This is a genomic window from Streptococcus sanguinis, assembly GCF_050234405.1.
GTDB classification, from domain to species: Bacteria; Bacillota; Bacilli; order Lactobacillales; family Streptococcaceae; genus Streptococcus; species Streptococcus sanguinis_W.
Window position 1 is genome coordinate 2,127,646 of the sequence record NZ_CP092117.1, and the last position, 26,676, is coordinate 2,154,321.

At 44.5% G+C, this 26,676-nt stretch carries 27 protein-coding genes and 1 tRNA gene; 4 read left to right on the plus strand and 24 right to left on the minus strand.

The window, feature by feature from the left end:
• Positions 1-133: 133 nt before the first annotated feature.
• Positions 134-931, plus strand: a complete 798-nt coding sequence (locus tag MFP28_RS10310) for a DUF4037 domain-containing protein (RefSeq protein ID WP_002907398.1) — start codon at positions 134-136, stop codon at positions 929-931.
• A gap of 93 nt (positions 932-1,024) precedes the next feature.
• Here the strand turns inward: MFP28_RS10310 and dtd are convergent, their stop codons facing one another.
• The 7 genes from dtd to MFP28_RS10345 form a co-directional block, all read right to left on the minus strand.
• Positions 1,025-1,468 carry a D-aminoacyl-tRNA deacylase gene (gene dtd, locus MFP28_RS10315; RefSeq protein ID WP_002907400.1) on the minus strand — a complete coding sequence of 148 codons (444 nt, stop codon included), beginning with the start codon at positions 1,466-1,468 and terminating at the stop codon, positions 1,025-1,027.
• A gap of 56 nt (positions 1,469-1,524) precedes the next feature.
• A complete protein-coding gene (locus tag MFP28_RS10320) occupies positions 1,525-3,744 on the minus strand; it encodes a RelA/SpoT family protein (protein ID WP_002907401.1) in 2,220 nt (739 codons plus the stop codon).
• A gap of 267 nt (positions 3,745-4,011) precedes the next feature.
• Positions 4,012-4,404: a DUF1310 family protein gene (locus tag MFP28_RS10325; protein WP_002907403.1), complete on the minus strand. Its 393-nt coding sequence runs from the start codon at positions 4,402-4,404 to the stop codon at positions 4,012-4,014.
• A 94-nt stretch (positions 4,405-4,498) separates the two neighbouring features.
• Positions 4,499-4,900: a DUF1310 family protein gene (locus tag MFP28_RS10330; RefSeq protein WP_002907404.1), complete on the minus strand. Its 402-nt coding sequence runs from the start codon at positions 4,898-4,900 to the stop codon at positions 4,499-4,501.
• 45 nt (positions 4,901-4,945) lie between these two features.
• Positions 4,946-5,338: a DUF1310 family protein gene (locus MFP28_RS10335; RefSeq protein ID WP_002907405.1), complete on the minus strand. Its 393-nt coding sequence runs from the start codon at positions 5,336-5,338 to the stop codon at positions 4,946-4,948.
• Between the two features lie 71 nt (positions 5,339-5,409).
• Positions 5,410-5,538: a hypothetical protein gene (locus tag MFP28_RS10340; protein ID WP_260468515.1), complete on the minus strand. Its 129-nt coding sequence runs from the start codon at positions 5,536-5,538 to the stop codon at positions 5,410-5,412.
• A 255-nt stretch (positions 5,539-5,793) separates the two neighbouring features.
• A complete protein-coding gene (locus tag MFP28_RS10345; protein WP_002907406.1) occupies positions 5,794-6,453 on the minus strand; it encodes a hypothetical protein in 660 nt (219 codons plus the stop codon).
• 251 nt (positions 6,454-6,704) lie between these two features.
• Here MFP28_RS10345 and MFP28_RS10350 point away from each other — a divergent pair, with 251 nt between their 5' ends.
• Complete coding sequence (locus MFP28_RS10350) at positions 6,705-9,116, plus strand: bifunctional 2',3'-cyclic-nucleotide 2'-phosphodiesterase/3'-nucleotidase (RefSeq protein WP_002907407.1); 2,412 nt, start codon at positions 6,705-6,707, stop codon at positions 9,114-9,116.
• A gap of 43 nt (positions 9,117-9,159) precedes the next feature.
• Here the strand turns inward: MFP28_RS10350 and MFP28_RS10355 are convergent, their stop codons facing one another.
• From MFP28_RS10355 to MFP28_RS10375, 5 genes are all read right to left on the minus strand, one after another.
• On the minus strand, positions 9,160-9,912 hold the full coding sequence (locus MFP28_RS10355; RefSeq protein WP_002907408.1) for a 16S rRNA (uracil(1498)-N(3))-methyltransferase: 753 nt from the start codon (positions 9,910-9,912) through the stop codon (positions 9,160-9,162).
• Positions 9,913-10,866: a 50S ribosomal protein L11 methyltransferase gene (prmA, locus tag MFP28_RS10360; RefSeq protein WP_032916297.1), complete on the minus strand. Its 954-nt coding sequence runs from the start codon at positions 10,864-10,866 to the stop codon at positions 9,913-9,915. It lies immediately after the preceding gene.
• A gap of 144 nt (positions 10,867-11,010) precedes the next feature.
• Entirely contained in the window at positions 11,011-11,481 is a 471-nt protein-coding gene (locus MFP28_RS10365; RefSeq protein ID WP_002907410.1) for a GNAT family N-acetyltransferase, read from the minus strand.
• Complete coding sequence (locus MFP28_RS10370) at positions 11,478-11,930, minus strand: NUDIX hydrolase (RefSeq protein ID WP_002907411.1); 453 nt, start codon at positions 11,928-11,930, stop codon at positions 11,478-11,480. Before MFP28_RS10370 ends, MFP28_RS10365 begins: the two co-directional genes overlap by 4 nt.
• A gap of 9 nt (positions 11,931-11,939) precedes the next feature.
• Entirely contained in the window at positions 11,940-12,410 is a 471-nt protein-coding gene (locus MFP28_RS10375; protein WP_002907412.1) for a DUF3013 family protein, read from the minus strand.
• 87 nt (positions 12,411-12,497) lie between these two features.
• Here MFP28_RS10375 and MFP28_RS10380 point away from each other — a divergent pair, with 87 nt between their 5' ends.
• Both MFP28_RS10380 and MFP28_RS10385 read left to right on the plus strand, forming a co-directional pair.
• Entirely contained in the window at positions 12,498-13,766 is a 1,269-nt protein-coding gene (locus MFP28_RS10380; RefSeq protein ID WP_002907414.1) for a replication-associated recombination protein A, read from the plus strand.
• 265 nt (positions 13,767-14,031) lie between these two features.
• Positions 14,032-14,104 (plus strand) — tRNA-Lys (locus MFP28_RS10385).
• A gap of 548 nt (positions 14,105-14,652) precedes the next feature.
• On the opposite strand, the gene MFP28_RS10390 is transcribed toward MFP28_RS10385, so the two are convergent.
• The 12 genes from MFP28_RS10390 to MFP28_RS10445 form a co-directional block, all read right to left on the minus strand.
• Positions 14,653-16,506: a Cna B-type domain-containing protein gene (locus tag MFP28_RS10390; protein WP_002907415.1), complete on the minus strand. Its 1,854-nt coding sequence runs from the start codon at positions 16,504-16,506 to the stop codon at positions 14,653-14,655.
• Between the two features lie 466 nt (positions 16,507-16,972).
• Positions 16,973-18,595: a chaperonin GroEL gene (gene groL / locus MFP28_RS10395; protein ID WP_002896724.1), complete on the minus strand. Its 1,623-nt coding sequence runs from the start codon at positions 18,593-18,595 to the stop codon at positions 16,973-16,975.
• 23 nt (positions 18,596-18,618) lie between these two features.
• Positions 18,619-18,900, minus strand: a complete 282-nt coding sequence (groES, locus tag MFP28_RS10400) for a co-chaperone GroES (protein ID WP_002907416.1) — start codon at positions 18,898-18,900, stop codon at positions 18,619-18,621.
• A gap of 203 nt (positions 18,901-19,103) precedes the next feature.
• Positions 19,104-19,394: a hypothetical protein gene (locus tag MFP28_RS10405; RefSeq protein WP_002914474.1), complete on the minus strand. Its 291-nt coding sequence runs from the start codon at positions 19,392-19,394 to the stop codon at positions 19,104-19,106.
• A gap of 94 nt (positions 19,395-19,488) precedes the next feature.
• Positions 19,489-20,343 (minus strand): PTS system mannose/fructose/sorbose family transporter subunit IID, encoded by an 855-nt coding sequence (locus MFP28_RS10410; protein ID WP_002896727.1) that lies wholly within the window; start codon positions 20,341-20,343, stop codon positions 19,489-19,491.
• Entirely contained in the window at positions 20,327-21,172 is an 846-nt protein-coding gene (locus tag MFP28_RS10415) for a PTS mannose/fructose/sorbose/N-acetylgalactosamine transporter subunit IIC (RefSeq protein WP_002896728.1), read from the minus strand. Before MFP28_RS10415 ends, MFP28_RS10410 begins: the two co-directional genes overlap by 17 nt.
• 27 nt (positions 21,173-21,199) lie before the next feature.
• A complete protein-coding gene (locus MFP28_RS10420) occupies positions 21,200-21,694 on the minus strand; it encodes a PTS system mannose/fructose/N-acetylgalactosamine-transporter subunit IIB (RefSeq protein WP_002896729.1) in 495 nt (164 codons plus the stop codon).
• 43 nt (positions 21,695-21,737) lie between these two features.
• Positions 21,738-22,175: a PTS sugar transporter subunit IIA gene (locus tag MFP28_RS10425; protein ID WP_002903468.1), complete on the minus strand. Its 438-nt coding sequence runs from the start codon at positions 22,173-22,175 to the stop codon at positions 21,738-21,740.
• Positions 22,176-22,394: 219 nt separating this feature from the next.
• Positions 22,395-23,678: an ABC transporter substrate-binding protein gene (locus MFP28_RS10430; protein WP_002907419.1), complete on the minus strand. Its 1,284-nt coding sequence runs from the start codon at positions 23,676-23,678 to the stop codon at positions 22,395-22,397.
• Complete coding sequence (locus MFP28_RS10435) at positions 23,675-24,358, minus strand: response regulator transcription factor (protein WP_002896732.1); 684 nt, start codon at positions 24,356-24,358, stop codon at positions 23,675-23,677. Before MFP28_RS10435 ends, MFP28_RS10430 begins: the two co-directional genes overlap by 4 nt.
• Entirely contained in the window at positions 24,351-25,664 is a 1,314-nt protein-coding gene (locus tag MFP28_RS10440; protein WP_002907421.1) for a sensor histidine kinase, read from the minus strand. The genes MFP28_RS10435 and MFP28_RS10440 overlap by 8 nt, the downstream gene beginning before the upstream one ends.
• Positions 25,664-26,650, minus strand: coding sequence for a substrate-binding domain-containing protein (locus tag MFP28_RS10445; protein WP_002907422.1), 987 nt, complete (start codon positions 26,648-26,650; stop codon positions 25,664-25,666). Before MFP28_RS10445 ends, MFP28_RS10440 begins: the two co-directional genes overlap by 1 nt.
• Between the last annotated feature and the right edge of the window lie 26 nt (positions 26,651-26,676).

Sequence of the window (26,676 nt, forward strand, 5' to 3'; positions counted from 1 at the left end):
CTCCTGCTCATTCATTTCATCCCCCTCGGGGTCTTAATTTTACAGGCTCGGAACCATGCCAAAAGCTTTTTTCCTTCTTGCCAACCCGCTTACATTTTGCTACAATGATGTCAAAAATCAGTAAGGAAAAATTATGCCTCAACAACTTTTTAAAGAATTTGCCCAGCTAGATCAAGTGGAAGCTATTGTTCTCGGTGGCTCTCGTGCGGGACAGCATTTTGACAAAGACTCAGACTATGATGTTTATATCTACTTAACAGATTCTATTGCTCCCCTGACTCGACGCGATATCCTCAGCAAGTACTGCTCCTACATGGAAATCGGCAATCAGTTTTGGGAACTAGAGGATGACTGTGTGCTAAAGAGCAAGATCGAAATTGAGCTCATTTACCGTACACTGGATAGCTTTGATAAAGATCTGCAGACTGTAGTCCTAGACCACCAAGCCCAGAATGCCTATACCACCTGTATGTGGCACAATCTGCTCCACAGCAAAATCATCTACGACCGAAATGGTCGCTATGAAGCACTTCAGAACAAGTACAGACGACCTTATCCAGCTGAACTGAAAAATAATATTATTAAGAAGCAGCTCCTCCTACTCGAACAAGCTATGCCAGCTTTCTCCAAACAAATAGAAAAAGCGCTCAAGCGTCAGGACTTGCTCAGTATCAATCACCGTAGCAGTGAATTTTTTGCTTCCTATTTTGACTTGCTCTTCGCCCTAAACGAACAGACTCACCCTGGAGAAAAGAGAATGCTGAAGTTTGCAAAAACCAACTGCCCGCTATTACCTCAGCATTTTGAAGAAAATATACAGACCTATTTTCAAAAACTCTACACAGAGCCCGCTGAAGCCATAATCCTTATCAATCAGCTAGTGACGACCATCAAACAAGTTATTCCTCAAGAAATTATTGATGATTTTTAGTAATGTTGTAGAAAACTATACACTCATTGCTACAGAAGCCAAAAAAATTAGGAGTTTGAACACTAGTGTTCAAACTCCTTTTCATATTTATTCTCAGCGATTCTTCGTATCCAGAATAATGGTCACTGGGCCATCATTGATTAGCTCTACCTGCATGTCTGCGCCAAAAATACCCGTCCGAGTCGGCACCTCCTGCTGCAAGGCAAGATTGAAGGCATCATAAAAATTGCTGGCCATCTCTGGCGGAGCAGCCTTGACAAAGGCTGGCCGATTACCCTTTTTGGTATCTGCATGCAGAGTGAACTGGGAAATCGACAAAATCTCTCCGGAAATGTCCTTGATAGACAGGTTCATCTTGCCCTCAGCATCGGAAAAAATCCGCATATTGACAATCTTCCTGACTGCATAATCCATATCCTCTTGACTATCGTCAGACCCTACGCCTACTAGGAGCAGGAGACCTTGTCCAATACTGTTGTGCAGCTGCTGGTCAATGCTGACCTGAGCACGTTTCACGCGCTGAATCACTATTTTCATATCTTTTCCTTTGATTTAACGGTAACTTACAGCTCAATAATGATTTCCGAAAAGAATCAGCCATTAGTCCGCTTGACCGAGTAGACCTCCGGCACGCTTTTGATTTTATCCACCACCGTCGTCAGCATGGACAGGTTCGCAATACCAAAAGAAACGTGGATATTGGCAAATTTCATATCCTTGGTCGGCTGGGCATTGACTGTTGAAATATTTTTGGTGGTATTAGACAGAACCTGCAACACATCATTGAGGAGACCAGACCGGTTGAGACCGTATATATCAATGTGAGCCGTGTACTCTTTGGTCGTGTTGTTGTCTTCCCATTCCACATCAATCAGCCGCTGCTCGTAATTTTCCTGAGCCTTGAGATTCATGCAGTCCTGCCGGTGAATGGCTACACCGCGTCCTTTGGTAATATAGCCGACAATATCATCACCCGGTACAGGATTACAGCACTTGGCAATCCGGATGAGGAGGCCAGACGCCCCCTGAATGACTACACCGCCTTCGTGCTTGACCTTGAGGGTGTCTTTTTTGTTTTCGACCTTGACCTCGCCGCCCTTAACCAATTCCTCTGCTTCTGCTCTGGCCTTGGCCCGCTCTTCCTCACGGCGCTCTTTTTCTGTCAAACGATTGAAAATACTAATGGCACCAATCTCACCGAAGCCAATCGCCGCAAAAAGCGCCTCTTCAGTCTTATAACTTGTCTTCTGCAGCACTTCTTCCATGTGCTTCTTGTCCATGTACTTATTAGCTACATAGCCATGCTCTTGGAATTGAGCCTGCAAGAGCTCCCGCCCTTTGGAGATAGACAGCTCCTTGTCTTGATTTTTAAAGAACTGACGGATTTTATTTCTGGCCTTGCTAGTCTTGACAATATTGAGCCAGTCGCGGCTCGGTCCGAAGGAGTTAGCATTGGTGATGATTTCCACCTGATCCCCTGTCCTGAGCTTGGTTGTCAGGGGCACCATGCGGCCATTGACCTTGGCTCCTGTGGCTTTCTCACCGACCTTGGTATGGATCTCATAGGCAAAGTCAATCGGGCCCGAGTCCTTAGGCAGAGAGCGCACTGCTCCATCCGGTGTGAAGACGTAGATTTCCTCAGCCAGATAGCTCTCCTTGACCGAGTCAACGAAGTCCTTGGCATTGTTAGACTGGTCTTGCAGCTCCATCAGCTCCTTGATCCAGTTCATCCCGATAGCTGATTCTTTGCTGTCTACCTGTCCCTTGACCCCTTTCTTGTAAGCCCAGTGAGCCGCAACCCCATACTCAGCGACCTCATGCATTTCCTTGGTCCGAATCTGAAACTCAATCGGACCTTTGGGGCCATAAACGGTCGTATGGATAGACTGGTAACCATTGGCCTTGCGATTGGCAATATAATCCTTGAACCGCCCCGGCATCGGCCGCCAAAGCTCATGAATGTAGCCCAGCATAGCATAAACATCACTTTGAGTATCCAAGATACAGCGAATAGCGATTAAATCATAAATCTCATCAAAACGTTTCTTCTTGTCCTGCATCTTGCGATAGATCGAGTAGATATGCTTGGGCCGGCCATAAATCTTACCGTGCAGATTGCGCTCGCAAGCATAGGTCTCAATCTTCTGAACCACCTCTTCTACCAGTTCTTCACGCTCCCGACGCTTCTCCTTCATCATGTGGGAAATTTTGTAAAATTCCACTTCATTGAGATAACGGAAAGACAAATCTTCTAGTTCCCACTTGACACTGGAAATCCCCAGGCGGTGAGCCAAGGGTGCGTAGATTTCCATTGTTTCTCGGGAAATCCTCTCCTGCTTATCCTTGCGCAGATGCTTGAGCGTCCGCATATTGTGGAGACGGTCTGCCAGTTTGACCAAAATAACCCGGATATCCTCTGACATGGCCATCAGCATCTTACGGTGATTTTCTGCCAGCTGCTCCTCGTGAGATTTGTATTTGACCTTACCCAGCTTGGTAACCCCATCCACAATCACGCGCACATCCGTCCCAAACTCTCTTTCCAAATCATCCAGCGTCGCACGGGTATCCTCAACCACATCATGCAGGAAGCCGCAGGCAACCGTTACCGCATCTAGCTTGAGTGTGGCCAAAATCCCTGCCACCTGAATAGGATGCACGATATAAGGCTCACCCGACCTACGAAACTGCCCACTGTGACAGTCAATCGCATAGATCAGAGCTTTCTGTATAAAGGCCACATCCTCCGCAGCCAGATATTTTCTCGTAAGGGCCAATACCTGATCGCCCGTCAAATTCACTTCTTTTGGCATCTCGTCTCTCCAATTCCTGCCTACTATTTTATCACTTTTAGCCCGATATGAAAACCTAGAAGACGGTTCATATAAAACCCCGCCTTAAACGGGCGGGAGTTATCCGGTATGAGGCTGGTAAAAACAAAGCCTTACTTATTATCCTGCAATTCCTGAATACCACTTCTCTTTTGCTGGGCACTTTCTTTGACTTGTCACCGATTTTATAACTAGTATATTCTTGCCAAGCAATCTTATTCTTTTCTTCATCATTGTAAAACATCGAAATCACTCCTTAAGTAAATCTTGAAATTTCTTTGATTTTGACATTCCCACTGTACTAATTGGTTCGTCTTCCCCATATTTTTGAATGCCAAACTTACCTATAATATCTCGGTTTTTGTTAATCACAATATGAAACATGATTCCGCTCATAGGATTATGACGGATGGTCTTGTCATCTATTTTATAAGAGCGAATCTTCCCCTTATCCGTTAAAGCATGAGGGTCTAATTTTTTTAATTTCTTTTCTATTAAATTCTTCACTTCCTCACTGTGAACAATCCTTGTCATCTCATTATGGAATTCTTGATTTTTGTGAGTCAAGTATATTCCTCCTCCCAGACAAAGAGCTAAAAATAAACTGACAACTGATAAGATAATTTTATGTTTTTGCTTCATGAGACACTCCTACGACTATTATAATTTAGTATGTGGTATAGGTTTTGCAATTCCAATTAGAGCAAGAGGTTTTCGCTACAACTAGAATACTGAATCACTTGTCGTCACTTTCCAACAACGCCCGCAAACCAGCTGATTCAGTCATACCATCCGTACGAATTTTCCCATTCTCACCATCCATCCGAAGACCAGTCTTCCCAACCATACTTATACTATCATTAATGATAATATGAAACATAATTCCTCCCATCGGATTATGCTTAATGGAGCTATCATCAATTTTATAAGAGCGAATCTTCCCTTTGTCTGTTAACGCATTAGGATCTTTTCTTTTTAAATCTTCTTCAATCAACTCCCTCACTTCCTCACTGTGAACAATCCTGAACATTTCATTTTGAAATTCTTGATTTTTATGAGCTAGGTAGAGACCTACTCCAATGCAAACAGCCACAAACAAGCTGATAACCGATAAGATAATTTTATGTTTTTTCTTCATGTATTCACCTCTAAAAAAAGAAATCTCCTTATGACTCTTTGGCCATTACTCCCCTAGCAACTTCTGAAGACCTTTTGACCTATCCATACCAACAGTTCGTATGTCCTCATTCTCTCCATATTTTCTAAGGCCTGTTGACCCAACAATATCAGGGTCATCATTAATGATAATATCAAACATAATTCCTCCCATTGGATTATGACGAATGCTTCTATCATCAATTTTATAGGATTGAATTTTCCCCTTATCCGTTAAAGCATGAGAATCTAATTTTTTAAATTTCTTTTCTATTAGATTCTTCACTTTCTTACTGTGGACAATTCTTGTCATCTCATTCTGAAATTCATGAGTTTTATGAGCTAGGTATAGGCCTACTCCCAGCAATATCAGTACACTTATGCCAATAAGTCCCATAATCCTATTTCTTCTCTTAGACATATAAACACTCCTCAATCTCTATCAGTTTCATTATATAGTATAAACCATTTTACCAAAAGCAAAAACCCGCCTTAAACGGGCGGGTTGTGGTGAAGAAAGTGATGAACTTCTTCCTTGATAAATTGACAATAAGCGTAGACAAGGTAGCAAGTAGATGCCACACCTAAAAGGGCAACAAACAACTCAAATAAGGCAGACATAGTCATGGCGAACCTCCTCTCCTTATCAGGCAAAGAATGCAGATACGCTTCTCAGCTTAGGCAGTCTGATTTTTTCCGTTTTATTTTCCTTTCCGACTTACCTAAGTGAGTTCATCACCATTATACCAAAATACGAAAGCGGATACAAGGCAGTGAGACAGTTGTTCCTAACAATGATTTTATCAAAATAGATAACATGCTAAATTTGAAGCATCTAACGTAAGAATGTCACTGTTAACAATTTTTTATCTCCTCTTAATTTGACACAGTTTCTCTAAATGAATAAACATTGTCGTAGTTGACAGTTACTGAATAATAGTAATAATTGTCGTTTCGGTTTGAGCTTCCAAAACCTAAAATTACCTGCTCTCTTTCATTTTTGTGAAAATAATGATTGATAGTTTGATTTTGAACCGAATAATCAATATCGAAGGCCCCGTTGTTGCCATTATAACTTTGGGATTTCATAGATAAAGAAGATAGAAAAGACTGATTAATCGTTAACTTTTGAAATAAGAATCCATCAAAAGGCCATAATTCTTTCGCTTTCTCCTCATCAGAAAAGATAAATTTCCCATCTATATAATCCACCCTTATTGTTTCTTCTGGCTTTTCAGTGATATCATCAGAAGCCCGTGTCTTGGTTAGCACTCCAGAAATTGTGTGATTACTACTATCCCCTTGTAAAGACATTTCGATAAGATAAGTCCCACGTTTGATATACACTTGCTCTACTTTAAACCCATCCGGAAATTGCTTAAACAAATCAAATAGATTTTCAGTGGGATAGACGCGACTCACTTCAGCTACCTTATTCTCAATCCAATCTCGGCTGCCCCTCTTTTCTCCACATCCTATTAATCCTATCATGACTCCCCCTAAAAGTAATATTTTGAAAAAAATTCTCTTTTTCATGATATTCTCCTTGATTATTATGCTTAACAAAGTAACTTATTTCAGTCACTCTATAGTGTAGCATAAATTTTTAAAACTCTATTTTATTCTACCTCCATCCAATCATTCACTTATCCGCTGATGTCTTCATTCAGTATTTTCAAACTAATGTTAGAAAGCATAAAAGCTCTATACTGGAAATTTCTTCTTGATGAGAGCGCTTTAATATAGTATAATATAAGTCTGAAATTCATTTTAACAAAGGAGATATTATGTCCAAATCATCCCTTCAAAAAACGGTTGCGCTTTTGAGTGCAGCGGCTCTTGCGGCAGCTGTAAATGCTGTTCAGGCTGATGAGAATACTGCACCGGTCACTGCTAATCCTGCTCCAGTAGAAAGCAGCGCAGCGGAAGCAAAACCAACGACTGCCAAAAGTCCTACTGAAGCTACTGCGACACCAGAGAGCACGGATCCTAGCTCTGCTATTTCTCCAGAAAATGCCAGCGGAAACGCTGATGCTCTGATGGCTATGGCTCGCAATGTAGCAGCTACTGAGGATACTAAGCCAGTGGAGGGACAGACTGTCGATCTTCGTATCTTGGCAACGACCGACCTCCATACCAACTTAGTCAACTACGACTACTATCAGGACAAGCCGGTCGAGACCTTGGGACTGGCTAAAACAGCCGTGCTAATCGAGAAGGCCAAGAAAGAAAATCCGAACGTCCTCTTAGTTGACAATGGCGATACCATCCAAGGAACGCCGCTTGGAACCTACAAGGCCATTGTGAATCCTGTGGAGAAGGGCGAGCAGCACCCTATGTATGCTGCTCTACAGGCTCTGGGCTTTGAAGCTGGTACGCTAGGCAATCATGAGTTCAACTACGGCCTGGACTATCTGAACCGCGTGATTGAGACAGCTGGCCTGCCAATCGTCAATGCCAATGTGCTGGATCCAGCGACTGGTAAATTCATCTATCAGCCTTACAAAATCATCGAAAAGACCTTTACAGATACTCAGGGACGCTTGACGACCGTCAAGATTGGTGTGACAGGGATTGTACCGCCGCAGATTCTAAACTGGGATAAGGCAAACCTAGAAGGAAAAGTGGTCGTTCGCGATTCTGTTGAGGCTATTCGAGACATTATTCCTGAGATGCGCAAGGCAGGTGCAGACATCACTTTGGTGCTTTCTCACTCTGGTATCGGAGATGACAAGTATGAAAAAGGCGAGGAAAATGAAGGCTATCAAATCGCCAGCCTGCCAGGTGTGGATGCTGTCGTAACGGGCCACTCCCACGCAGAATTTCCAAGTGGAAACGGAACTGGCTTCTACGAAAAATACCCTGGCGTAGACGGTGTCAACGGTAAAATCAACGGTACTCCAGTAACCATGGCTGGAAAATACGGCGACCATCTGGGCGTCATTGACCTCAAACTAAATTATACCGATGGCAAATGGAAAGTCACTGACAGCAAGGGCTCCATCCGCAAGGTAGATACCAAGTCTAATGTAGCAGATCAGCGCGTCATTGACATTGCTAAGGAATCCCATCAAGGGACTATCAACTATGTCCGCCAGCAAGTCGGCACTACGACTGCACCGATTACAAGCTACTTCTCTCTGGTCAAAGACGATCCATCCGTGCAAATCGTCAATAATGCTCAGCTTTGGTATGCTAAGCAAGAGCTGGCTGGCACGCCTGAAGCCAACCTTCCTATCCTGTCTGCAGCTGCTCCTTTCAAGGCAGGAACTCGTGGGGATGCTACTGCCTACACAGACATTCCAGCTGGTCCTATTGCCATCAAGAATGTAGCAGATCTCTATCTTTATGATAATGTCACAGCTATCCTCAAGGTCAACGGTGCCCAGCTCAAAGAATGGTTGGAAATGTCAGCTGGACAATTCAATACCATTGATCCAAATAATAGCCAACCGCAAAATCTGGTCAATACTGACTACCGGACTTATAACTTTGATGTTATTGACGGTGTTACCTATGAGTTTGACATTACCCAGCCTAATAAATACGACCGCGAAGGCAAACTAGCCAACCCAAATGCCAGTCGGGTCCGCAACCTGAAATATCAAGGCAAAGAGATTGACCCCAATCAGGAATTTATCGTCGTGACCAACAACTACCGGTCTAACGGTAACTTCCCTGGTGTTCGAGAAGCCAGCCTCAACCGTCTGCTCAATCTGGAAAACCGCCAAGCTATCATCAACTATATCTTGGCTGTCAAAAATATCAATCCAAGTGCAGATCAGAACTGGCATTTCGCTGATACCATCAAGGGACTGGACCTGCGCTTCCTGACAGCTGATAAGGCCAAGAACTTGATTGGTACTGACGGAGACATCGTCTATCTAGCAGCTTCTGCCCAAGAAGGATTCGGCGAATACAAATTCGTCTACGTCGCACCGAAAACTGAACCGGTGCCTATCGAACAGTCAATCTCTCCGACTATCGCAGTCGAAGCAGCCAACCTGCAGCATAGCAGAGTAGACTTCCCTGTCTTGACTGCTGTTGACCCTAGCACAAACAAGCAAGCGTTCCACAGACAGGCAGGAGCAGAAAGCCTCCCAGTAACCGGAGAAAAGACGTCCTCGCTCGGACTCTTGGGACTTGTCATGACCGGACTTGCAGGAATCTTCGCCTTCAAAAAACGAGAAAGACAATAATAATTAAAAAATCAGCAGCCATTCTGGTTGCTGATTTTACTTTTTAAAGACTGTCATTGCTCAATTCCAACAAAACACTGACTGCGGTCAAGGCATAAAGCGGAGCGGTTTCAGCTCGCAGGATACGTGGACCTAGACCAGCCGATACAGCCCCTGCTTGGTCAAAGGCTGCTATTTCATCTGGCGATAGACCGCCCTCCGGTCCGAAGATAAAAAGGACTTTTGCGCCGGCTGCCAAGCCCGACAGAGCTCGGACTAGAGCTGCAGATTCTCCTTCTTTGGCCAATTCCTCATAGGCCACGATGATGCGGTCAAAGTCTGTCAAGGCTGCCAGAAAGTCTACCTTTTTATCAAAGAACCGAATCTCAGGAATCAGATTGCGTTTGCTCTGCTCTGCTGCTCCCTGAGCAATTTTCTCCAGTTTTTCACTCTTTTTGGCCAGCTTTTTGCCATCCCACTTGGCCACCGACCAGTCAGCTGGAAAGCCCCAGATAGCACTGGCTCCTAGCTCCGTTGCCTTTTGAGTGATAAATTCCAACTTATCACCTTTGGGAAAGCCTGAGGCAATGGTCACTTGAACCGGCAGCTCGGTATTGTCTGCTAGCTCCTCCACGATTTCCAAGCTCTGCTGACTGGGGTCTAACACCCGAGCCAGCCGTTTCACACCATCATCAAAGACAAATGTGACTTGGTCGCCCGCTTTGAGCCGCATGACTGAAAACATATGTTTGGCCGTGTCCTTATCCGTAACCACCAGAGGGGTCTGAGGATTTCCTTTTATAAAATACTGCTGCATCTAACCACCTATCACGCCTGAAATGTCCTGCGTTTTCTTAAAGACACAGGCATTCCATTCGCCCTGAATCATATGCGTTTCCAAGAAAAATCCTGCCGTTTCTGCTGACTCGCGCACCATTTCCCACTTCTCAGAAATGATCCCACTCATAATCAGATAGCCCTCATCCTTGACCAGACGGTAGGCATCCTCTGTTAGATGGATGAGAATATCGGCCAAAATGTTGGCAACAATGACATCCGCCTCAATTTCTACGCCTCGGAGAAGATCACCCGGTGCCACATGGATGTTCTCCATACCTGGATTGAGCTCGATATTCTCCTGCGCCACGCGCACCGCCACCTCGTCCAAATCATAGGCGTAGATGTCCTTGGCCCCCAAGAGTGAGCTAGCAATGGAGAGGACGCCGCTGCCTGTGCCTACATCCAACACCGTTTCACCACCCCGCAGGACCTGCTCCAGCGCAAAGAGGCTCATCTTGGTCGTCGGGTGAGTGCCCGTACCAAAGGCCATGCCAGGATCCAACTTGATAATCTTCTCACCAGCTGTCGCTTCATACTCCGTCCAGGACGGCACAATAGTCAAGTCGTGGGTGATCCGAGCCGGCTCAAAGTACTTCTTCCAGTTGTCCGCCCAGTCTTCCTCAGCCAGTTCCTGCCGAGTCAGCTGAATATCTCCCGTCTCCAAGCCGAAGCCATCCAGCTCAGCCAGACGCTCATTGGCCTGGGCCGCAACAGCCTCTATATCCACCGAATCCGGGTAGTAGCCAGTAATCTTGACCCGATCGCTCTGCTCCACTTCTGGAAAAAGCTCACCATACTGGTCAACCTGCCCCAGATAATCTGCGCTGTCATCGATAGCCACCCCCTGACTGCCCAGCTCAATCAGAATATTCGAGGCCGCTTCCTCCGCCTCCCGCTTCACTTCAATCGTTAATTCCTGCCAAGTGTCCATCATTAAAATACCAAGCCCGTAAAACCTAAGACCAAAATAGGAAATTCTCTGACGACGCTTGCGTCTATGAGAACCTTATCTTTTTTGACACAGTGTTTAGGGCAGGTTCAGTTTAGAAATTTAACTGAACAATCCTTTCTTTGTTTATTTCATTGTTTTCGTCATATAGACCATATCCATGCCCTCTTTTTCGGGCTCCGTATGGGTCTGATGATAGCCGTTTTTCTCATAAAAAGCCACCATGCCTTTATCCTGGAAAACCGTACACAAATCCCATTTCATAATGGTAGAGAATGTCTCCTCTATCAGGCCAAGCCCCTCAGAGCCATATCCTTTATTCTGGTGCTCTGGCAAAATCGCCACTGTCCCAATCCAGCCTGCTGTCTGTTCATCATTTGTATTCAAGCGGATAAAGCCCAGAATCTTCTCGCCGTCTTTGACAAAATAATAAAAACTATTGGGCCGCTCAACCAGTTTCCAGCGAATCCGCTCACGCTCCTCCAGATAGGGGTCGTATTGATCCTGATATTTCTCATAAACGGCCTTAAAACTCGCTCGCTGAATGGCAATAATGGTCTCTAAATCCTCAGCTCCTGCCCGCTCAATATAAATCATGATCGCACCTCCAAATAATCTCTCAACCTGCTCTGCAGCTGCGGAATAACCTTTTCATCTGCTAAAAACTGGCTCACATCCATCATTTGATAAGCCTGGCCCTCATCGCCAAAGACAATGCTTGCAAATTCTTCCTGAGTGATGGTTCCCACCATAGAAATAGAGGTTTTGTCAGGATCAAGCATTCCTTGATATTCCTTAACCCAGACAATATCCGCTTCTTCAAGCTTCAAACCAAGCTCTTCAAAAACCTCTCGTTGGACGCATTCAAAAGGCGTCTCCTCACCCTCGCGGCCACCGCCCGGCAACTCCCACATATTGGGCCAAGGAATGGTTGAAATATCGTCTCGCAAGATAGTCAGTAGCTTATCATTACAGAGCAAGGCAATCTTGCAGCCAGAAAACTCCATCTGTTTGTGCAGCAAATCTAGTCCTTCTTCATCTGTCATCAGCGCCTCCTAATACCTCGGATATGAATAAAATTCTGTCTCAGCCAAGTCAGCTCTGCCATTTTCAAAAGCCTCAGCATTCCAAGCCATCTCAAACTCTGCCGCCTCTGAATCTGCTAAAAAGTCCATGAGCGCATCAAGGCCAGACTCAGCTGTTTGGGTTAGGAAATCCACGAAATAAGCTAGAAACTCCCGTGACAGCCCTTTCTTCGGCTCATAGGGAAGAACCGCCAGATAATCCTCGGCCTCAAAACGAGACTTGACCGGATTATAGAAAAGCACGGCTTCCTCAAAGTAAATATCTTCAGCCGAGGCATTGCCCTCAGCATCAACCGTCTCAATACCGCCTGGATTTTGTACCTCAAGGAGAAAGGCGACTTCCACTGCGTGATTCTTCTTGTCCCAGTTTATTTCATAGTCAAAAGGAAAGCTCTTCCCCATTTCCTCGTCCAATATCTCCAAAAAACCGTACTTAGCCATGATTTCCTCTTTTCATTGTGATAAAATATTACTATCTACAATAGTAACACAAAAAGCCAAGAAAAACACTTGCAGAAAGGAAATCTTATGCCAGAAAACCTAGCCCTGCGCATGCGGCCGACCGATATTGATCAGATTATCGGCCAGCAACATCTGGTCGGACCCGGGAAAATCATCCGTCGCATGGTTGAAGCCAACCGCCTGTCCTCGATGATTCTCTACGGACCACCCGGCATCGGCAAGACCTCTATCGCCTCGGCTATTGCCGGCACAACCAAGTTTGCCTTTAGGACCTTTAACGCCACCGTAGATAGCAAGAAGCGCCTGCAAGAAATCGCTGAGGAGGCTAAATTTTCCGGCGGACTGGTGCTCCTGCTAGACGAGATTCATCGCTTGGATAAAACAAAACAAGACTTCCTACTGCCGCTGCTAGAAAGCGGTCTGGTCATCATGATTGGGGCGACGACGGAAAATCCTTTCTTTTCTGTCACCCCTGCTATTCGAAGCCGGGTTCAGATATTTGAGCTAGAGCCCCTCAGCAACGACGACATCCGGACGGCCATTCAGCTAGCCTTGACGGATAAGGAACGAGGATTTGATTTCCCAGTGGAGCTAGACGAGGAAGCTCTAGACTTCATTGCTATCTCTACCAACGGAGACCTGCGCTCCGCCTATAACTCGCTGGACCTAGCCGTACTCTCTACCCCAGAAGATGGCAAGGGCATCCGCCACATCACGCTTGATGTCATGGAAAACAGCCTGCAAAAGAGCTACATCACCATGGATAAGGACGGAGACGGTCATTACGATGTCCTCTCTGCCCTGCAGAAGTCCATCCGTGGCTCCGATGTCAATGCCAGTCTCCACTACGCAGCCCGCCTCGTTGAGGCAGGAGACCTGCCTAGCCTAGCTCGACGCTTGACCGTTATCGCTTACGAGGATATTGGTCTGGCAAATCCAGACGCACAAGTCCATACCGTCACAGCTCTAGAAGCAGCTCAGCGGATTGGCTTTCCTGAAGCTCGTATCCTTATTGCCAATATTGTCATTGATCTAGCTCTATCGCCCAAGTCCAACTCAGCCTATCTAGCCATGGACAAGGCCTTAGCTGACTTACGAAAGAATGGAAACCTACCCATTCCCCGCCATTTACGAGACGGCCACTATGCTGGCAGCAAGGAATTGGGCAACGCACAGGACTATCTCTACCCTCACTCCTATCCTGGCAATTGGGTCAAGCAGGACTATCTGCCTGACAAGATAAAAGATGCCAATTACTTCACGCCTAATGAGAATGGCAAATACGAGCGAGCCCTTGGAATGACTAAGGATAAGATTGATGACTTAAAAAAATGATGACATCGTTTGCAAAAAATCACATTTTTCTCTTGAATTTTTCAAAAATTATGGTATTATAATTATAGAAACGCTGTGGTGTACGACTTCACACTTAAGTGTTGACCGACTATTTTTTGTATTATTAGGGAAACAAAAGACTTCTAACAGCATGCAAGCCGTGTCACGCGGAAGCAGCTTCAGTTAGAGCGAGTTGCCCACCTGCTTAATTGCGCGGGTTCAATACAAATCGTGAAGGTCCGGCACCAATACAGCTTTTTCTATTGCCTCCTTAGCTCAGCTGGCAGAGCAGCGGACTCTTAATCCGTGGGTCGCAGGTTCGATCCCTGCAGGGGGCATCTAAACAACAGCAAAAAAGCCTTGAAATCAAGGCTTTTTTGCTTATTTAATTTCGCTTTTTTCAGCTCAATCATCTCCTTAAATTCAAAGTAGATTTTCCACACAAAAAATCCCCTTCCTTTAGACACAAGAAAAGGGGGCATCGCATAGAAAAAACTACGAGAGAAGACTGAAGCAAAATATGTTTGACGAAAACCTGATAAAGATGGTTACACACCGAGCATATTCCTAAGGATGTCTTATAATTTTTTTGATTTAGGAATTAAGAAAGATTATATATATCAAGTTTTGATGTACCTCACGCTTGCACATCAAAGCGGCCTTCCCCGTAGTTCTGAGCAACTAATTTGTTCTAGGAAACATCTTAGTTGCTTTTTATTTTAAAACAACTATATTACGGAACATCACAGTCTGGATTAACAAAAGGATACAAGATAGTGACTGATTGTAAAAAAAGCATTCTTATTTCTACTTTCTAAAAAACGGCTACAGCTAATCCGGGTTTGGAGCAAAAAATCTCTGTCCCTAAAAGGAACAGAGATAAAATTTATTTCTTCTTAGCACGGAAGACAATGAAGCCTACCAAGCCTACTAGAGCTACTCCAGCAGCAATCATGATCCAGCTAGCATTCTCACCCGCTTTAGGGAGAACTTTCTTGGTTCCAACATTAGAGGCATTTCCTCCGCCAGTACCATTGTCTGATTCGATGATCACAACAGTGCTTCCTGTAGTGCTGCTTGAGCTAGAAGTCGTGCTACTGCTACTTGAGCTAGAGCTAGAACTACTACTGCTGCTCTTAGAGCTATTGTCCGAGCTAGGTTTCGGCGGTTGCGGAACTCCTGGAACTGGTGTATTGGTAATGTTCATACCATCAACAGTAGCTGTATAACCATAAACACGGTCTTCAGTAACTGAGTAGACAATATCTTTTCCATCTTCACCAGTCGCTGGCAAGTCAGTGAACTCATACTTCCACTCACCCTTATCATTCGGACCAACTTCTTTATGAGCGACTTCAGTGCCATTTGCATAGAGACGAACGGTAATCTTGTCTGGGCGTTTGCCATCTTTATCGTTATCATCATTCCAAGTCTTGGTACCTGAAGCGGTAATCAATGCCTTACGGTTGGTAAAGTCTTTGTAAATAATACCAGAACCATAATTCTTGAGCTGAGCGGCATTAACCTGAATCTCTTCATCTGACAATTGGTAAGCTTCTGGTGCCTTGGTTTCCTTAATCAGATAATGCTCCTTAATCAAGTTGCTGAAAGAAGCAATCCCGTTAGCATCACTAGTTGCTTTTTGAACAATTGTCACACCATCTTCATCGTACAATGTGAATTCAGCACCTGCTAGGGCTTTACCAGCTTCGTCTTTTTTAGTCACCTGCACACCATAGACATCTCCATGTGCATAGCCGTTTGCACGTTGGTAGCGGACAGCAACCGAAGATTTTTGTTCTTCGATATTATCTGCTCGCATGATTGCTTCGTTCGGGAAGAGTGTTCCATCAGTCGGAACTGTAGGGAAGTTAACACGATAGCGAACATAGAAGCCTTCGTTGGCACCGATATGCCCCATGTTAATGGTAAAGGAACGCTTGTCAGCAGCAAGATTAATCGTGTAGTTTCCTGTCACATCCTCGCGTTGCTGACTTAGTCGATAAGAGTTATCAGCTGGGTCAACAACCCATGAACCTTTAAGAATTTGGAAGCTGTTGAGATCAATTTCTCCGGTATTAAAGCCCAGAGTATCTGAAATAACAACATTATCCAGTTCTTGATTTTGTTGGTTGATATTTAGACTGTAAGTAATACTCTTAATATTATCTGCATTATTCCAGCCGTATTTTATGAAAGTATAAGGAGTTGCTTGGCCAGGAAGACCTTTGTAGTCAATTTTCCCATACTCAACAATCTTCTTGCCAACGATAAGTTTCAGAGGAATAGAGCCTTTATCTCTGGCTACTGTATGATCAACGCGAGCCAAGAGATGAACTTTCCCTTCAATATGAGAGCGAGTCAGGACATAGTCTGTATAAGTCAGCGTAAGCTGTTTAGAGCTTGCATCAACCACAGCTGTCGCTACGAGATTGCCGTCATCATCTTTGACTTCAAAATCAGCTCCCTCCAAGGCAAATTCAGCAGGAAGTCCAATGGTCGTAGTATCTCCTGGCTGAACCTTACCGTAATTGAAGGCAAAGTTTGCGTCAATCTGGAATTTTTCCCAAGGGGAGAGGCCGTCAGTCAGTTCTTCACCCTTTTGATTGTAAACATTTACTGACGTGATAACATCGTCTACCGTGTTGGCTCTGGCAGATTGACTGCTAGAAAACAGGCTAAAGAGGAGCACAAAGGCTACTGAGAAAAAGCGCGCAATAGTCTGAGATATTCTTTTCATAAATAATCCCTCCGTTTTTTTCCTTTTTTCCTTTTTATCGAACATGTAAAAATATTAAAATTCCTTTACATTTCCAATATACTACATATATTAGACTAGCATACGATTGACTATAAGTCAACTATTTACCTTTACCAGTTCAGCTTTTGTCGACAATGTGTAAACCAGTTTATTTCTCCAAAAACCTTGTTATATAAGAATTGAAAACCGTTTCCTCCGTCATCTTCTTGTATTTCTTTGAAACAAAAATGTAATATTTGGATGCATAATAAATGAACAAATATGAATTATATGACCACAAATATTCATATAAATAAATTTGTTTTTAAAAACAAGCATAATTATTAAGGCTTGCTACATAACTAGTCACAATAAAAAAACTGAACAAATCTGCTCAGTTTTCTAATTGATAAATGTAAGATAAAGATTATATCTAATTTATAGAAATATATAATCCCGTTATTTTCTACATCATACCGCCCATCATGCCTGGATCCATAGCTGGAGCTGGGCTAGCTGGTTCTGGTTGATTAGCTACTACTGCTTCGGTTGTCAAGATAAGGCTGGCAACAGAAGCGGCATTTTGCAAGGCTGAACGAGTCACCTTAACTGGGTCAATGATGCCAGCCTCAATCATGTTAACCCACTCGCCAGTCGCTGCATTGAAGCCTGTACCAACTTCAGAGTTTTTCAGACGGTCAATGACGATTGAACCTTCAAAGCCTGCATTCAGAGCGATTTGACGGACAGGCTCTTCCAAGGCGCGGAGAACGATGTTACGACCAGTCGCTTCATCCCCTGCCAACTCAAGACCTGCGACAGCGTCCAGTACGTTGATATAGGCAGTACCACCACCTGAGACGATTCCTTCTTCTACCGCTGCACGAGTTGCATTAAGGGCATCTTCGATGCGGAGTTTCATTTCTTTGAGTTCTGTTTCGGTTGCAGCTCCAACCTTAATCACAGCTACACCACCGGACAATTTAGCCAGACGTTCTTGCAGTTTTTCACGGTCAAATTCAGAAGTGCTGCTTTCAATCTGTGACTTAATAACTGCCACACGGTTAGCAATGGCTTCAGGATTGCCTGAACCTTCTACAATCACAGTGCTGTCCTTATCAACAGTGACTTTAGAAGCTTGTCCAAGCGCTTCAATCGTAGCATCCTTGAGCTCTAAGCCAAGATCATCTGTAATCACTGTACCGCCTGTCAAGATAGCGATATCTTCCAACATAGCCTTACGACGATCACCAAAGCCTGGTGCCTTAACAGCTACGACATTAAAGGTCCCGCGAATCTTGTTAAGAACAAGTGTTGGCAGAGCTTCACCGTCCACATCATCCGCAACAATCAAAAGCGGACGATTGGTTTTCAAGATGTTTTCCAATAATGGCAGAATCTCTTGAATATTAGAAATTTTCTTGTCAGTAATCAAGATGTAAGGATTGTCCAGTTCGGCTACCATTTTTTCATTGTCGGTTACCATGTATTGAGATAAGTAGCCGCGGTCAAACTGCATTCCTTCAACTACATCTAGCTCAGTTTCCATCCCTTTGGACTCTTCGATGGTAATAACACCGTCATTGCCAACTTTTTCCATAGCTTCAGAGATGTATTCACCGACTTTCTCGCTGCGAGAAGAAACGGCAGCAACCTGAGCAATAGCTTCCTTGTTGGAAACTGGTACTGAGTTAGATTTCAGGGCTTCAACAGCTGTCGCAACGGCTGCTTCAATTCCACGGCGGATACCGATTGGATTAGCACCAGCTGTAACATTTTTAATCCCTTCGCGGACGATAGCCTGTGTCAAAACAGTTGCTGTTGTTGTTCCGTCACCAGCTATATCGTTGGTCTTTGAAGCTACTTCTGACACCAGCTTAGCGCCCATGTTTTCAAAATGGTCTTCCAGTTCGATTTCCTTGGCAATGGTTACACCGTCATTGGTGATAAGGGGTGAGCCAAAGGATTTTTCCAAAACGACATTGCGGCCTTTAGGACCCAAAGTCACCTTGACAGTATTTGCTAAGATGTCAACTCCACGAACCATACTGCTTCTTGCATCTGCTGAAAATTTAATATCTTTTGCCATTTTATTATTCCTCTCTTCTAATCTTACTCAACAACTGCTAGAATATTGGCTTCACTGACTAAGAGATAAGCTTCATCTCCGTCCTTGACTTCCACGCCTGCGTGATTTTCTACGAGAACCTTCTCTCCTTCCTTGACACTCAGGGCTACCAGCTCACCGTTCAAAGTACGAATACCTTGACCGACTGCGACAACTTCAGCTGTCTTAGTCGCTGCTTGGCCGTTGCCTGCAATGACAAATCCGCCAACTTTCTGCTCTTTTTCTTCTACTTTTAAGACCACACGGTCTCCTAATGGTTTTAACATAGTTTTCCTCCAAAGATTGATTTTTTAGCACTCTAAACTATCGAGTGCTAATCTATAGTTATTATTTTATCACTTGGTCAGAAATAGTCAAGAAAAAAACCGGCTAGATGAAAGAAAAATTTTATTTTTTCTTCGCTTGGTCCTAAACTCAAAAAAACAAGTCCGAGCTAAAATCCTCTCAGACTTGTCTTTAGGGGGAATGTCTATCTTGCAAGTTTTAGTTTTGCTTCAAAATCATCAATCACTTTTTGCAGATTTAGGCGTCCTCTATAGATACCATAGCCAAATACGAGCATGGCTAAGATCCCTAGTAGAGATAAAACGATTCCTGCAATCAGTGCTAGGAGATTGGTCTCATGAAAGAGATAGATCAGAACAAGACCGATGCTGGCAATGGCAAAGAAGAGACTGAACCAGCGTCCTAGATTTTCAATCATATGCTTCTGGTAGTGAATTTCTGTTTCATAGCCTTGAATCAATTCTTGTTCTGTCATGATCTTCTCCATTCTTTCTTTTACTCTGCTCAAACAAATTTATATTAAACTAGCAGCACATCGGACTTACTGCCAGCCTAAAATTGAGCGAGGATTAGTATTTCAGTTGAGGGTCAAAGATGCCAAGCGCTACACCAATCAAAGCAATGACAACCAAGAGGAGCATAACGAGGTTTGGTGATACTTTTTTCTTGGCCATCAGCCACCAGCAAAGGGTGATAAAGCCAGCCGTTAAGAGCCCTGGATAAACACCGTCAATTTTTTCTTGCAGCTTCAGGAAGGCTTCGCCATCAGCATTTTTCAGCTCTAATGAAGTCGTTACAGATACCCAAGTTGCAGCAACTGCCCCGATAACCATACCACCAATGACACTGATTGCCTTACGAAGCGCCTGTCCTTTAGGTCCTACAAGGAACTCTACCGCCTTGTCCCCTAATTCATAGCCTTTGAAGTAGGCAAAGCGCATACCGCCATAGATGAGAACATTCCAGACAAGGATGTAGAAGAGAGCGCCGATAGGATTTCCACCTTTAGAGAGGCCAAGGGCAATCCCCAGCAGAACTGGAATCAAAGTTCCAACTACCAAAGAGTCACCGATACCCGCGATAGGTCCCATGAGACCGGCACGCATACCATTGATAGTTTCGCCGTCAACAGCGTCACCATTGGCACGCGCTTCTTCCAAACCAGCTGTAATCCCCACTACCAAAGCTCCAAGCTGAGGTTCTGTATTGAAGAAAGCTGTATAGGTCTGCATAGCTTCTTTCTGCTCAGCTTTGTCTTTGTAGAGTTCTTCCACGATTGGCAGCATAGAGGTCAAGTAGCCGAAAGTCTGCATGTGCTCTTGAGAGAAGCAAGTCAAATGACCATAGTACCAATGGTGGAATGATTTCGCTAAAGTCTTTTTAGTTATTTTCTTTCTTTCAGCCATCTTAGATATCCTCCTCATCGTCATCAAAGTCAGCTCCACCAGCCGGTGCGGTTACTCGAGCTGATTTGATTACTTCCAATTCATAGTAAATTACTGCAAAAATCAATGAAACAACTGCACTGGCAACCAAATTAAGACCAAGTGACTTAGCCAAGGTGAAGCCCACAAAGAATGGGATAAAGTCAGCAGCCTTGGTAACGATTTGTTTCAAGAGAATAGCAATACCGACACATGGGAGAAGAGCTCCGACTGTAAAGAGGGATTTCATGATGAAGCCATCCATTGGCAGGTGGGTTTTCATCAGTTCAACCATATTCGGACCAAACTTCGTGATGATCATGGTTGGAAGGAAAGAGAAGACAAAGTGGGAAATCCAAGGATAGACCCAGTCAACAGCGTAAAGCTTTTTGAATTCGCCTTTTTCAACAGCTTTCCAACCAATATGTTGCCAAAGCAAGTTTGTAGTAGCTGTTCCATAGAAGAGAACTGTACCGATAGTACCAACTGCTGCTCCGATTGGTGCAGCTGCTGCAGCGATAGCAGATTCAGACGTGATTCCTTTAGAGTGAACAAACAAGATTGCGAGAGGAATCCCAATGTAAGAGATCGCCCGCACGTCAGCGGAAACTGTACCACCTGGTGTTACCAGAGCGATATAGAGGACCTGAAGGGCTACCCCAACCATAATCCCTGTTTTTAAATCTCCAAGAATCAAGCCACTAATCAAGCCTCCGACCAGAGGACGTCCCAGAGTGTAGTTACCAATACTAGAACCACCCATACCAGGCATAGAAGCTAAACTAGCAAAAAGACCCAGTAAAGCGGCTTGCAGCCAAGAAATTGTCATAATAGACTCTCCTTTTCATTATTGTAATTAAAAACCAAATTTAGACTTGAAATCGCTCCAGTAACCGATGGAAACATCAGGCAAGAGCTGGAATTTGACTTTGTAACCAGCTTTTTCAATCGCTTCAATCGCTTCTGCCTCTTCCTGAGTGATAGACTGGTTGTTGCCCAGCTTAACAGCTCCCGGACGGTCATTAGCCGGACCAACGATGATTTCCTTAACATCCCCAGGTACAAAACCTTGGTCCACTAGGATTTCCTTCATATCCACGGGATTTTTCGTAATGAGGAAATAGCGGCTGTCTGACTCGGTGACCTTGCCTGATTTTTCCTTGAAGGCTTCCTTGGTCCAAACAAAAGTCTTCTTGTCAGAAGCTCCCTTGTAGGCCTGAATCAAAACCTTGTTTCCTGCGGCTGCATTATTAACTGCAATCAAGCCATCACAAGGGTATTCCTTAGCCCAGCGAGTGACTGTTTGACCGTGGATCATGCGGTCGTCAATCCGTACAAATGATACTGTCATCTTTAAAATCTCCTTTTATCTTTTATAATGTATAGCGGAAGCACTAAATGTCGTCTTCATCTTCGTCAGCTACATCGCTTACGACTTCAAATTCCTGCAAAGCAGCTGTGGCCTCGGAAAGGATAGCCTGAGCCAGCTCTTTTCCGTCTAAGATGTCTTTCATAACCAAGCCAGTCAGTCCCATAGTCAGGTTCAAACCTCCCAAGATAACTGCTGAGTCGAGCTTACCCATGTCAGCTAAGACGCTAGCTGCTGTCGTCAGAGGACTGCCTCCTACAATATCGGCCAGCACTAAGACACTGTCATCAGCGCTTAAGCCAGCCAAGGCCTGAGTAAAATCAACTGCAAAATCATCAACTGACTCGCCTTCCTGAAGACCGACCGCAATCACCTGATCCGTCTTATCTCCGGCAAACATCTTCAAGGAACTCTGCACGCCTGCAGCCAGTCCCCCATGGCTGACCAGTACAAGGTATTTCATCTTTACTGCCTCCTTTATCCTTCAACTTCTTAGCCAAGTCAGGCTTTAGATGACGAAGGATTTATTGATGATTTTATTGTACAGAATATGGAACCGGTTTCATATTGTCAAATGTCACTTTGCCCAGATGACATTTGTTAGGAAAAATATGACATTTGTCATATTGGTCTAGTCAGCTGTGCTTTTTCTGATTTAATTGGCAATAAAAAAGAAAGCAGATTATTTTCCGCTTTCTATTTCTCTTTGAATGCTCGGCAAGGCACTGTCAATCTCTTGATTCTGCATAGCATTTTGAATCAGATAGTCCATCCGGTCCATCGTATGACGGTCTACTTCTAGACTGATGTCAATGATAGAGCGATTCATCATGTGGTCTAGCCTCTCAGAAGTCAAGGAATCCAAGCCAAAATCATCAGCTTGTAAGATTTCTCTAGCCTGTTGACTTTTCACCACAGATGGTAAGACTGAGGTCCCCTGCGATTTTTCAAACAAGGCCTGCTGACTTTCTTTATCCTGTGACAGCAAAAGCATAAATTCCCAAGCTAACTTTTCTTGCTTAGTATTGGAAGACATGGCAAAGAGCGAGGTCTTAACTTGTGTTCCCATCACCTGGCTATTGGCTGTCGGCATCGGGATACAGGTCCAAGAAAAGCTAGAATACTTGGCAACATGGTAAGGGTAGGGCTTGTAGGTCCGATACTGGGCCAGACTCATAGGATAGAAAGCCACGCGCCCCTCATCAAAATCATTAGAAGTCACCTTATAGTGCTGGCTGAGCATGTCTAGCTTGCTCATAAAGGCCAAGGCTTGGTGCATCTCTGAGCTGTCTACATTGATACCGGATTTATCGGTAAGATGACCGCCGTAAGCTACCAGAGCCTGCTGCCAAGTGTAATCCGTAATACCGTACTGATCCACCACACCATCGCCATTGGTATCCTTGGTTACTTTCTTGCAAATCTCATAGAAATCCGTCAGGGTCCAACCTGACTCAGGAATGCTAATCCCTTCTTTTTCAAGCAGGTCTTTATTGACACACATCATGATAGGATTGCTCTCAACTGGAAGAGCATAGCTGACTCCCTGATATTGCCCAGCTTCATAAGCCACTGGATAAAAGGCTGTCCGTTCATCATCCGTTAAGAGGGTATCCAAGGATTTGAGCGCGCCAGTCGAAGCCAACATGCTAAAGTCGTTTTCCGGTACCATAAAGAGATCCGGCTGCTCGCCTTTCAAGACTTGCTCTGCCAACCAGTCAGCATAATCATCCTTGGGAATACCGCTTTCGTAGACGACCTTGACATGAGGATGCGTCTTTTCAAATTTTTTAATCAAGCTGTCCAAGACCTTGTTTTCGCGGCTGTTAGGCACATCCCAGCTAGAGCCAGCATAGACCCCGATACGAAGGACTTTTTCCTGAGCTGAAGCCCAAAAGACAAAAGCCAAAGCAACAGATATAATCAGTACAACCAGTAGGGCCAAATGTCTCAGTCTCCACTTCATTTATCGCTTTCCTTACTAAAATCTCTCTGGGTGACTCCGGTCTGCACAGCCCAGATAGCCAGCTGGGTTCTGTCGCGCAAGTTTAGCTTGGCTAGGATGCCTGACAGGTAATTTCGGACTGTCCCTTCTGACAGAAAGAGCTTGGCAGCAATTTCTTTATTAGAAATCCCAAAGCCAATCTGCTGGATAATCTTCCACTCCGTCCGGCTCATGTCCTCTATATTTTCCTCCGTCACTGTAATAGCAAAATTGGACTGGGCCATCTGTGAAAAGATTTTGAAGACCTTGGTGGCAATATTGGGATTGATCATAGCTCCGCCTCGATAGACTGTCTGAATGGCTTCGTGAAGTTCTTCTGTCGAAACCCCTTTAAGAATATAACCAGATGCACCGTATTTGAGAGCGGAGAAGATAAATTCATCGTCATCAAAGGTCGTCAGAATGATAATCTTAACATCCGGATACTGCTCTTTGACAGCCTTAGTACAGAGAACACCGTCCATGACTGGCATGCGAATATCCATCAAAATCACATCTGGGCGCACCCGATGAAGCTTTTCCAGCACTTCCTTGCCGTCTCCGACTGTCCCGACAACCTCAATATCTGCGTGGGCTGACAGGATGATTTGCAGAGACTCGCGAATCAAGGCCTGATCGTCTGCTATTAAAACCTTAATCATGTCTTCCTCCTATTTTTGGGATTTCGATATGCGTGTAGAAACCGTCCCGATTTTCAAAGCGGACGCTTCCGCCAATAATCATTAGGCGCTCCTGCATCTGCTTGAGGCCATAGCCATAGTGGAGTTCATCAAAACCAACACCATCATCCTGAATGGTCATTACATAGGACTCTTCCTCCAGCAACTCAATCCAGATAGTCTTGGCATGGCCGTGGCGGACAGAGTTGGTAATAGACTCCTGAATCACCCGGAAGACAATGTCTTCCTTGGCAATATCCAAGTCAATATTATCCCATTCGTAGCGGAGATGAATCTCCAAATTGGAGATGGCTTCATACTCACGGATAATCTTAATCAGAGCTTCCTTCAAAGTGTTATTTTCTAGAGCTCCCGGCCGCATCTTATTGAGCGAGCCGCGGACATCACGGATACCATCTCGAACGACGACAGAGACATTATTGAGTTGCTCCTTAGCCCGATTGGTATCAATATCAACCAAGACCTTGACCGCATCAATACCCGCCGAAATTCCTGTCAGGGCATGGCCCAATGTATCGTGAATCTCTCTGGCAATCCGCTTTCGCTCTCGATCTTCTGCTATTTTCTCAGACAAGGCCAGATAAGAATTCAACTCGCGATTGGCCTGAGAAGCCATGCGCAGCTCTTCCTCAATCCGATGACGCTCCGTAATAGCCGATAAGATATAGAAGAGCAAGGAAATCATAAAGACGACGATATTGAGGGAGTAGAGGAAGTTCTTACCAAAAAGCAGTAACAGCCGGACGGACTCTGGGTAAAACCGAATATAGGTATCTAAAGAAGGCAGCTTGATAAAGAGCGACATGAGGTCATAGTTGGATAAGAGCAGCATGCCAAAGCTCAAAATAATGAAAGAAAACCAGTACTTCTTGTCCTTGGAAGAATTGAACTCCTTAGAGCCATAGAAAATATCCGCAAACACCAAGAGAATCAAGCCATTGTAGGACGAATGCAGGACGGAAAAGATGACCAGCATGAGCAGGATTTCAATAATAGTCGCCTTGTCATAGACGGACAGCTGATTAGGGTGGCGCTCGCGATAGTACATGACCAAGAGCAGGCAGGCATACAAGCTAATTGATACCCAGAAAATCAAGCTGGGAGAGCCGGGAATGGCATCCAAACGCTCCAAAAGCGAGTGACTGAAGCCCTTAGCCGCCACATAGTTGGTCGCAAAGAGATAGATAGACGCATTATAGACAATGGCAACCAGATTGATAACCATCAGGGCTATTTTGCTGTAAAATATACTTTTTTGAGGTCTCATTATTGCCACCCTGTAACTGTGTATTGACTGATATTATCTCTGTTGACTAAGTGAACGGGAATCAGGTATTGGCTGTCGTAAGATTTCCCCTCCTGCATCAGCTCAATTACCTGCGCCACCTTGCGTCCCATCTGAATGGGCGATTGGGCCACGGTTCCCTCTATATCGCTAGTCGTAGCCAGAAAGTTTTTGATATCTGGTGAACCATCCACGCCATAGATTGAGATTTTCTTATCAAGACCTTGATTTTTAATAGCAGCCAAGGCCCCGATGGCTGCTCGATCATTGAGCGCCATAACTACATTAAAGTCTAAACCTTCATCCAGAGCCCCTTTGACCTGCGGCATGGTTTCCTCAGTCTGGCCTAGTGTTTCTTTCTGGGAAATAATCTTGTAGCTAGGCTGTTTTTCAATCGTATCAATAAATCCCTGAATCCGGTCCATGGCCGAGACGGCATTGCGGTGCTCTAGAAGGAGAATATTGGCAGAAGGCAGACGCTTCATCATGTCCTGGGCAATCAGGACGCCTGCTTGGTAGTTATCAGACACAATGGTCGTATCCACTTTTACATCCTGACTGATAGGCGCATCCACTACGATGATTTTAATCCCAGCTTTCTTAGCCTTTTGAAGAGAGGAAATGATACTTGGACTATTGCTTTTCACCGGATTGATAACAATGACATCAACATTTTCTCGGATAAAAAAGTCAATCTGCTGGCTCTGCTTGCCCTCATCCAGCTCAGGATCCCGAACGTAGAGCCTGCTGCCCTGCTGGTTGGTTTTCTTCTCCAGCTCCGCATTTAAGGTCTTGTAAAAGTCATTGTTCATGGTCATGTAAGTCACCCCAATCTTGACCTGCTTCTCATCTGGCAGAACGCCCTTGAAATAAACAAAAAGCAAACCCAAGATAAGCAGAATGAAAAGCGGCCAGAGAGCCTTCTTTTGATAATGCCGTATCCGTCTTTTGACCTTAGCTGATACCATTTTTCACCTCCTACGCCGCAAGCACC

Excerpts from the sequence above, each read along its gene's own strand:
- MFP28_RS10310 (WP_002907398.1), top strand. The coding sequence starts at position 134 with ATGCCTCAACAACTTTTTAAAGAATTTGCCCAGCTAGATCAAGTGGAA.
- dtd (WP_002907400.1), bottom strand. The coding sequence starts at position 1,468 with ATGAAAATAGTGATTCAGCGCGTGAAACGTGCTCAGGTCAGCATTGAC.
- MFP28_RS10320 (WP_002907401.1), bottom strand. The coding sequence starts at position 3,744 with ATGCCAAAAGAAGTGAATTTGACGGGCGATCAGGTATTGGCCCTTACG.
- MFP28_RS10325 (WP_002907403.1), bottom strand. The coding sequence starts at position 4,404 with ATGAAGCAAAAACATAAAATTATCTTATCAGTTGTCAGTTTATTTTTA.
- MFP28_RS10330 (WP_002907404.1), bottom strand. The coding sequence starts at position 4,900 with ATGAAGAAAAAACATAAAATTATCTTATCGGTTATCAGCTTGTTTGTG.
- MFP28_RS10335 (WP_002907405.1), bottom strand. The coding sequence starts at position 5,338 with ATGTCTAAGAGAAGAAATAGGATTATGGGACTTATTGGCATAAGTGTA.
- MFP28_RS10340 (WP_260468515.1), bottom strand. The coding sequence starts at position 5,538 with ATGTCTGCCTTATTTGAGTTGTTTGTTGCCCTTTTAGGTGTGGCATCT.
- MFP28_RS10345 (WP_002907406.1), bottom strand. The coding sequence starts at position 6,453 with ATGAAAAAGAGAATTTTTTTCAAAATATTACTTTTAGGGGGAGTCATG.
- MFP28_RS10350 (WP_002907407.1), top strand. The coding sequence starts at position 6,705 with ATGTCCAAATCATCCCTTCAAAAAACGGTTGCGCTTTTGAGTGCAGCG.
- MFP28_RS10355 (WP_002907408.1), bottom strand. The coding sequence starts at position 9,912 with ATGCAGCAGTATTTTATAAAAGGAAATCCTCAGACCCCTCTGGTGGTT.
- prmA (WP_032916297.1), bottom strand. The coding sequence starts at position 10,866 with ATGGACACTTGGCAGGAATTAACGATTGAAGTGAAGCGGGAGGCGGAG.
- MFP28_RS10365 (WP_002907410.1), bottom strand. The coding sequence starts at position 11,481 with ATGATTTATATTGAGCGGGCAGGAGCTGAGGATTTAGAGACCATTATT.
- MFP28_RS10370 (WP_002907411.1), bottom strand. The coding sequence starts at position 11,930 with ATGACAGATGAAGAAGGACTAGATTTGCTGCACAAACAGATGGAGTTT.
- MFP28_RS10375 (WP_002907412.1), bottom strand. The coding sequence starts at position 12,410 with ATGGCTAAGTACGGTTTTTTGGAGATATTGGACGAGGAAATGGGGAAG.
- MFP28_RS10380 (WP_002907414.1), top strand. The coding sequence starts at position 12,498 with ATGCCAGAAAACCTAGCCCTGCGCATGCGGCCGACCGATATTGATCAG.
- MFP28_RS10390 (WP_002907415.1), bottom strand. The coding sequence starts at position 16,506 with ATGAAAAGAATATCTCAGACTATTGCGCGCTTTTTCTCAGTAGCCTTT.
- groL (WP_002896724.1), bottom strand. The coding sequence starts at position 18,595 with ATGGCAAAAGATATTAAATTTTCAGCAGATGCAAGAAGCAGTATGGTT.
- groES (WP_002907416.1), bottom strand. The coding sequence starts at position 18,900 with ATGTTAAAACCATTAGGAGACCGTGTGGTCTTAAAAGTAGAAGAAAAA.
- MFP28_RS10405 (WP_002914474.1), bottom strand. The coding sequence starts at position 19,394 with ATGACAGAACAAGAATTGATTCAAGGCTATGAAACAGAAATTCACTAC.
- MFP28_RS10410 (WP_002896727.1), bottom strand. The coding sequence starts at position 20,343 with ATGAGGAGGATATCTAAGATGGCTGAAAGAAAGAAAATAACTAAAAAG.
- MFP28_RS10415 (WP_002896728.1), bottom strand. The coding sequence starts at position 21,172 with ATGACAATTTCTTGGCTGCAAGCCGCTTTACTGGGTCTTTTTGCTAGT.
- MFP28_RS10420 (WP_002896729.1), bottom strand. The coding sequence starts at position 21,694 with ATGACAGTATCATTTGTACGGATTGACGACCGCATGATCCACGGTCAA.
- MFP28_RS10425 (WP_002903468.1), bottom strand. The coding sequence starts at position 22,175 with ATGAAATACCTTGTACTGGTCAGCCATGGGGGACTGGCTGCAGGCGTG.
- MFP28_RS10430 (WP_002907419.1), bottom strand. The coding sequence starts at position 23,678 with ATGAAGTGGAGACTGAGACATTTGGCCCTACTGGTTGTACTGATTATA.
- MFP28_RS10435 (WP_002896732.1), bottom strand. The coding sequence starts at position 24,358 with ATGATTAAGGTTTTAATAGCAGACGATCAGGCCTTGATTCGCGAGTCT.
- MFP28_RS10440 (WP_002907421.1), bottom strand. The coding sequence starts at position 25,664 with ATGAGACCTCAAAAAAGTATATTTTACAGCAAAATAGCCCTGATGGTT.
- MFP28_RS10445 (WP_002907422.1), bottom strand. The coding sequence starts at position 26,650 with ATGGTATCAGCTAAGGTCAAAAGACGGATACGGCATTATCAAAAGAAG.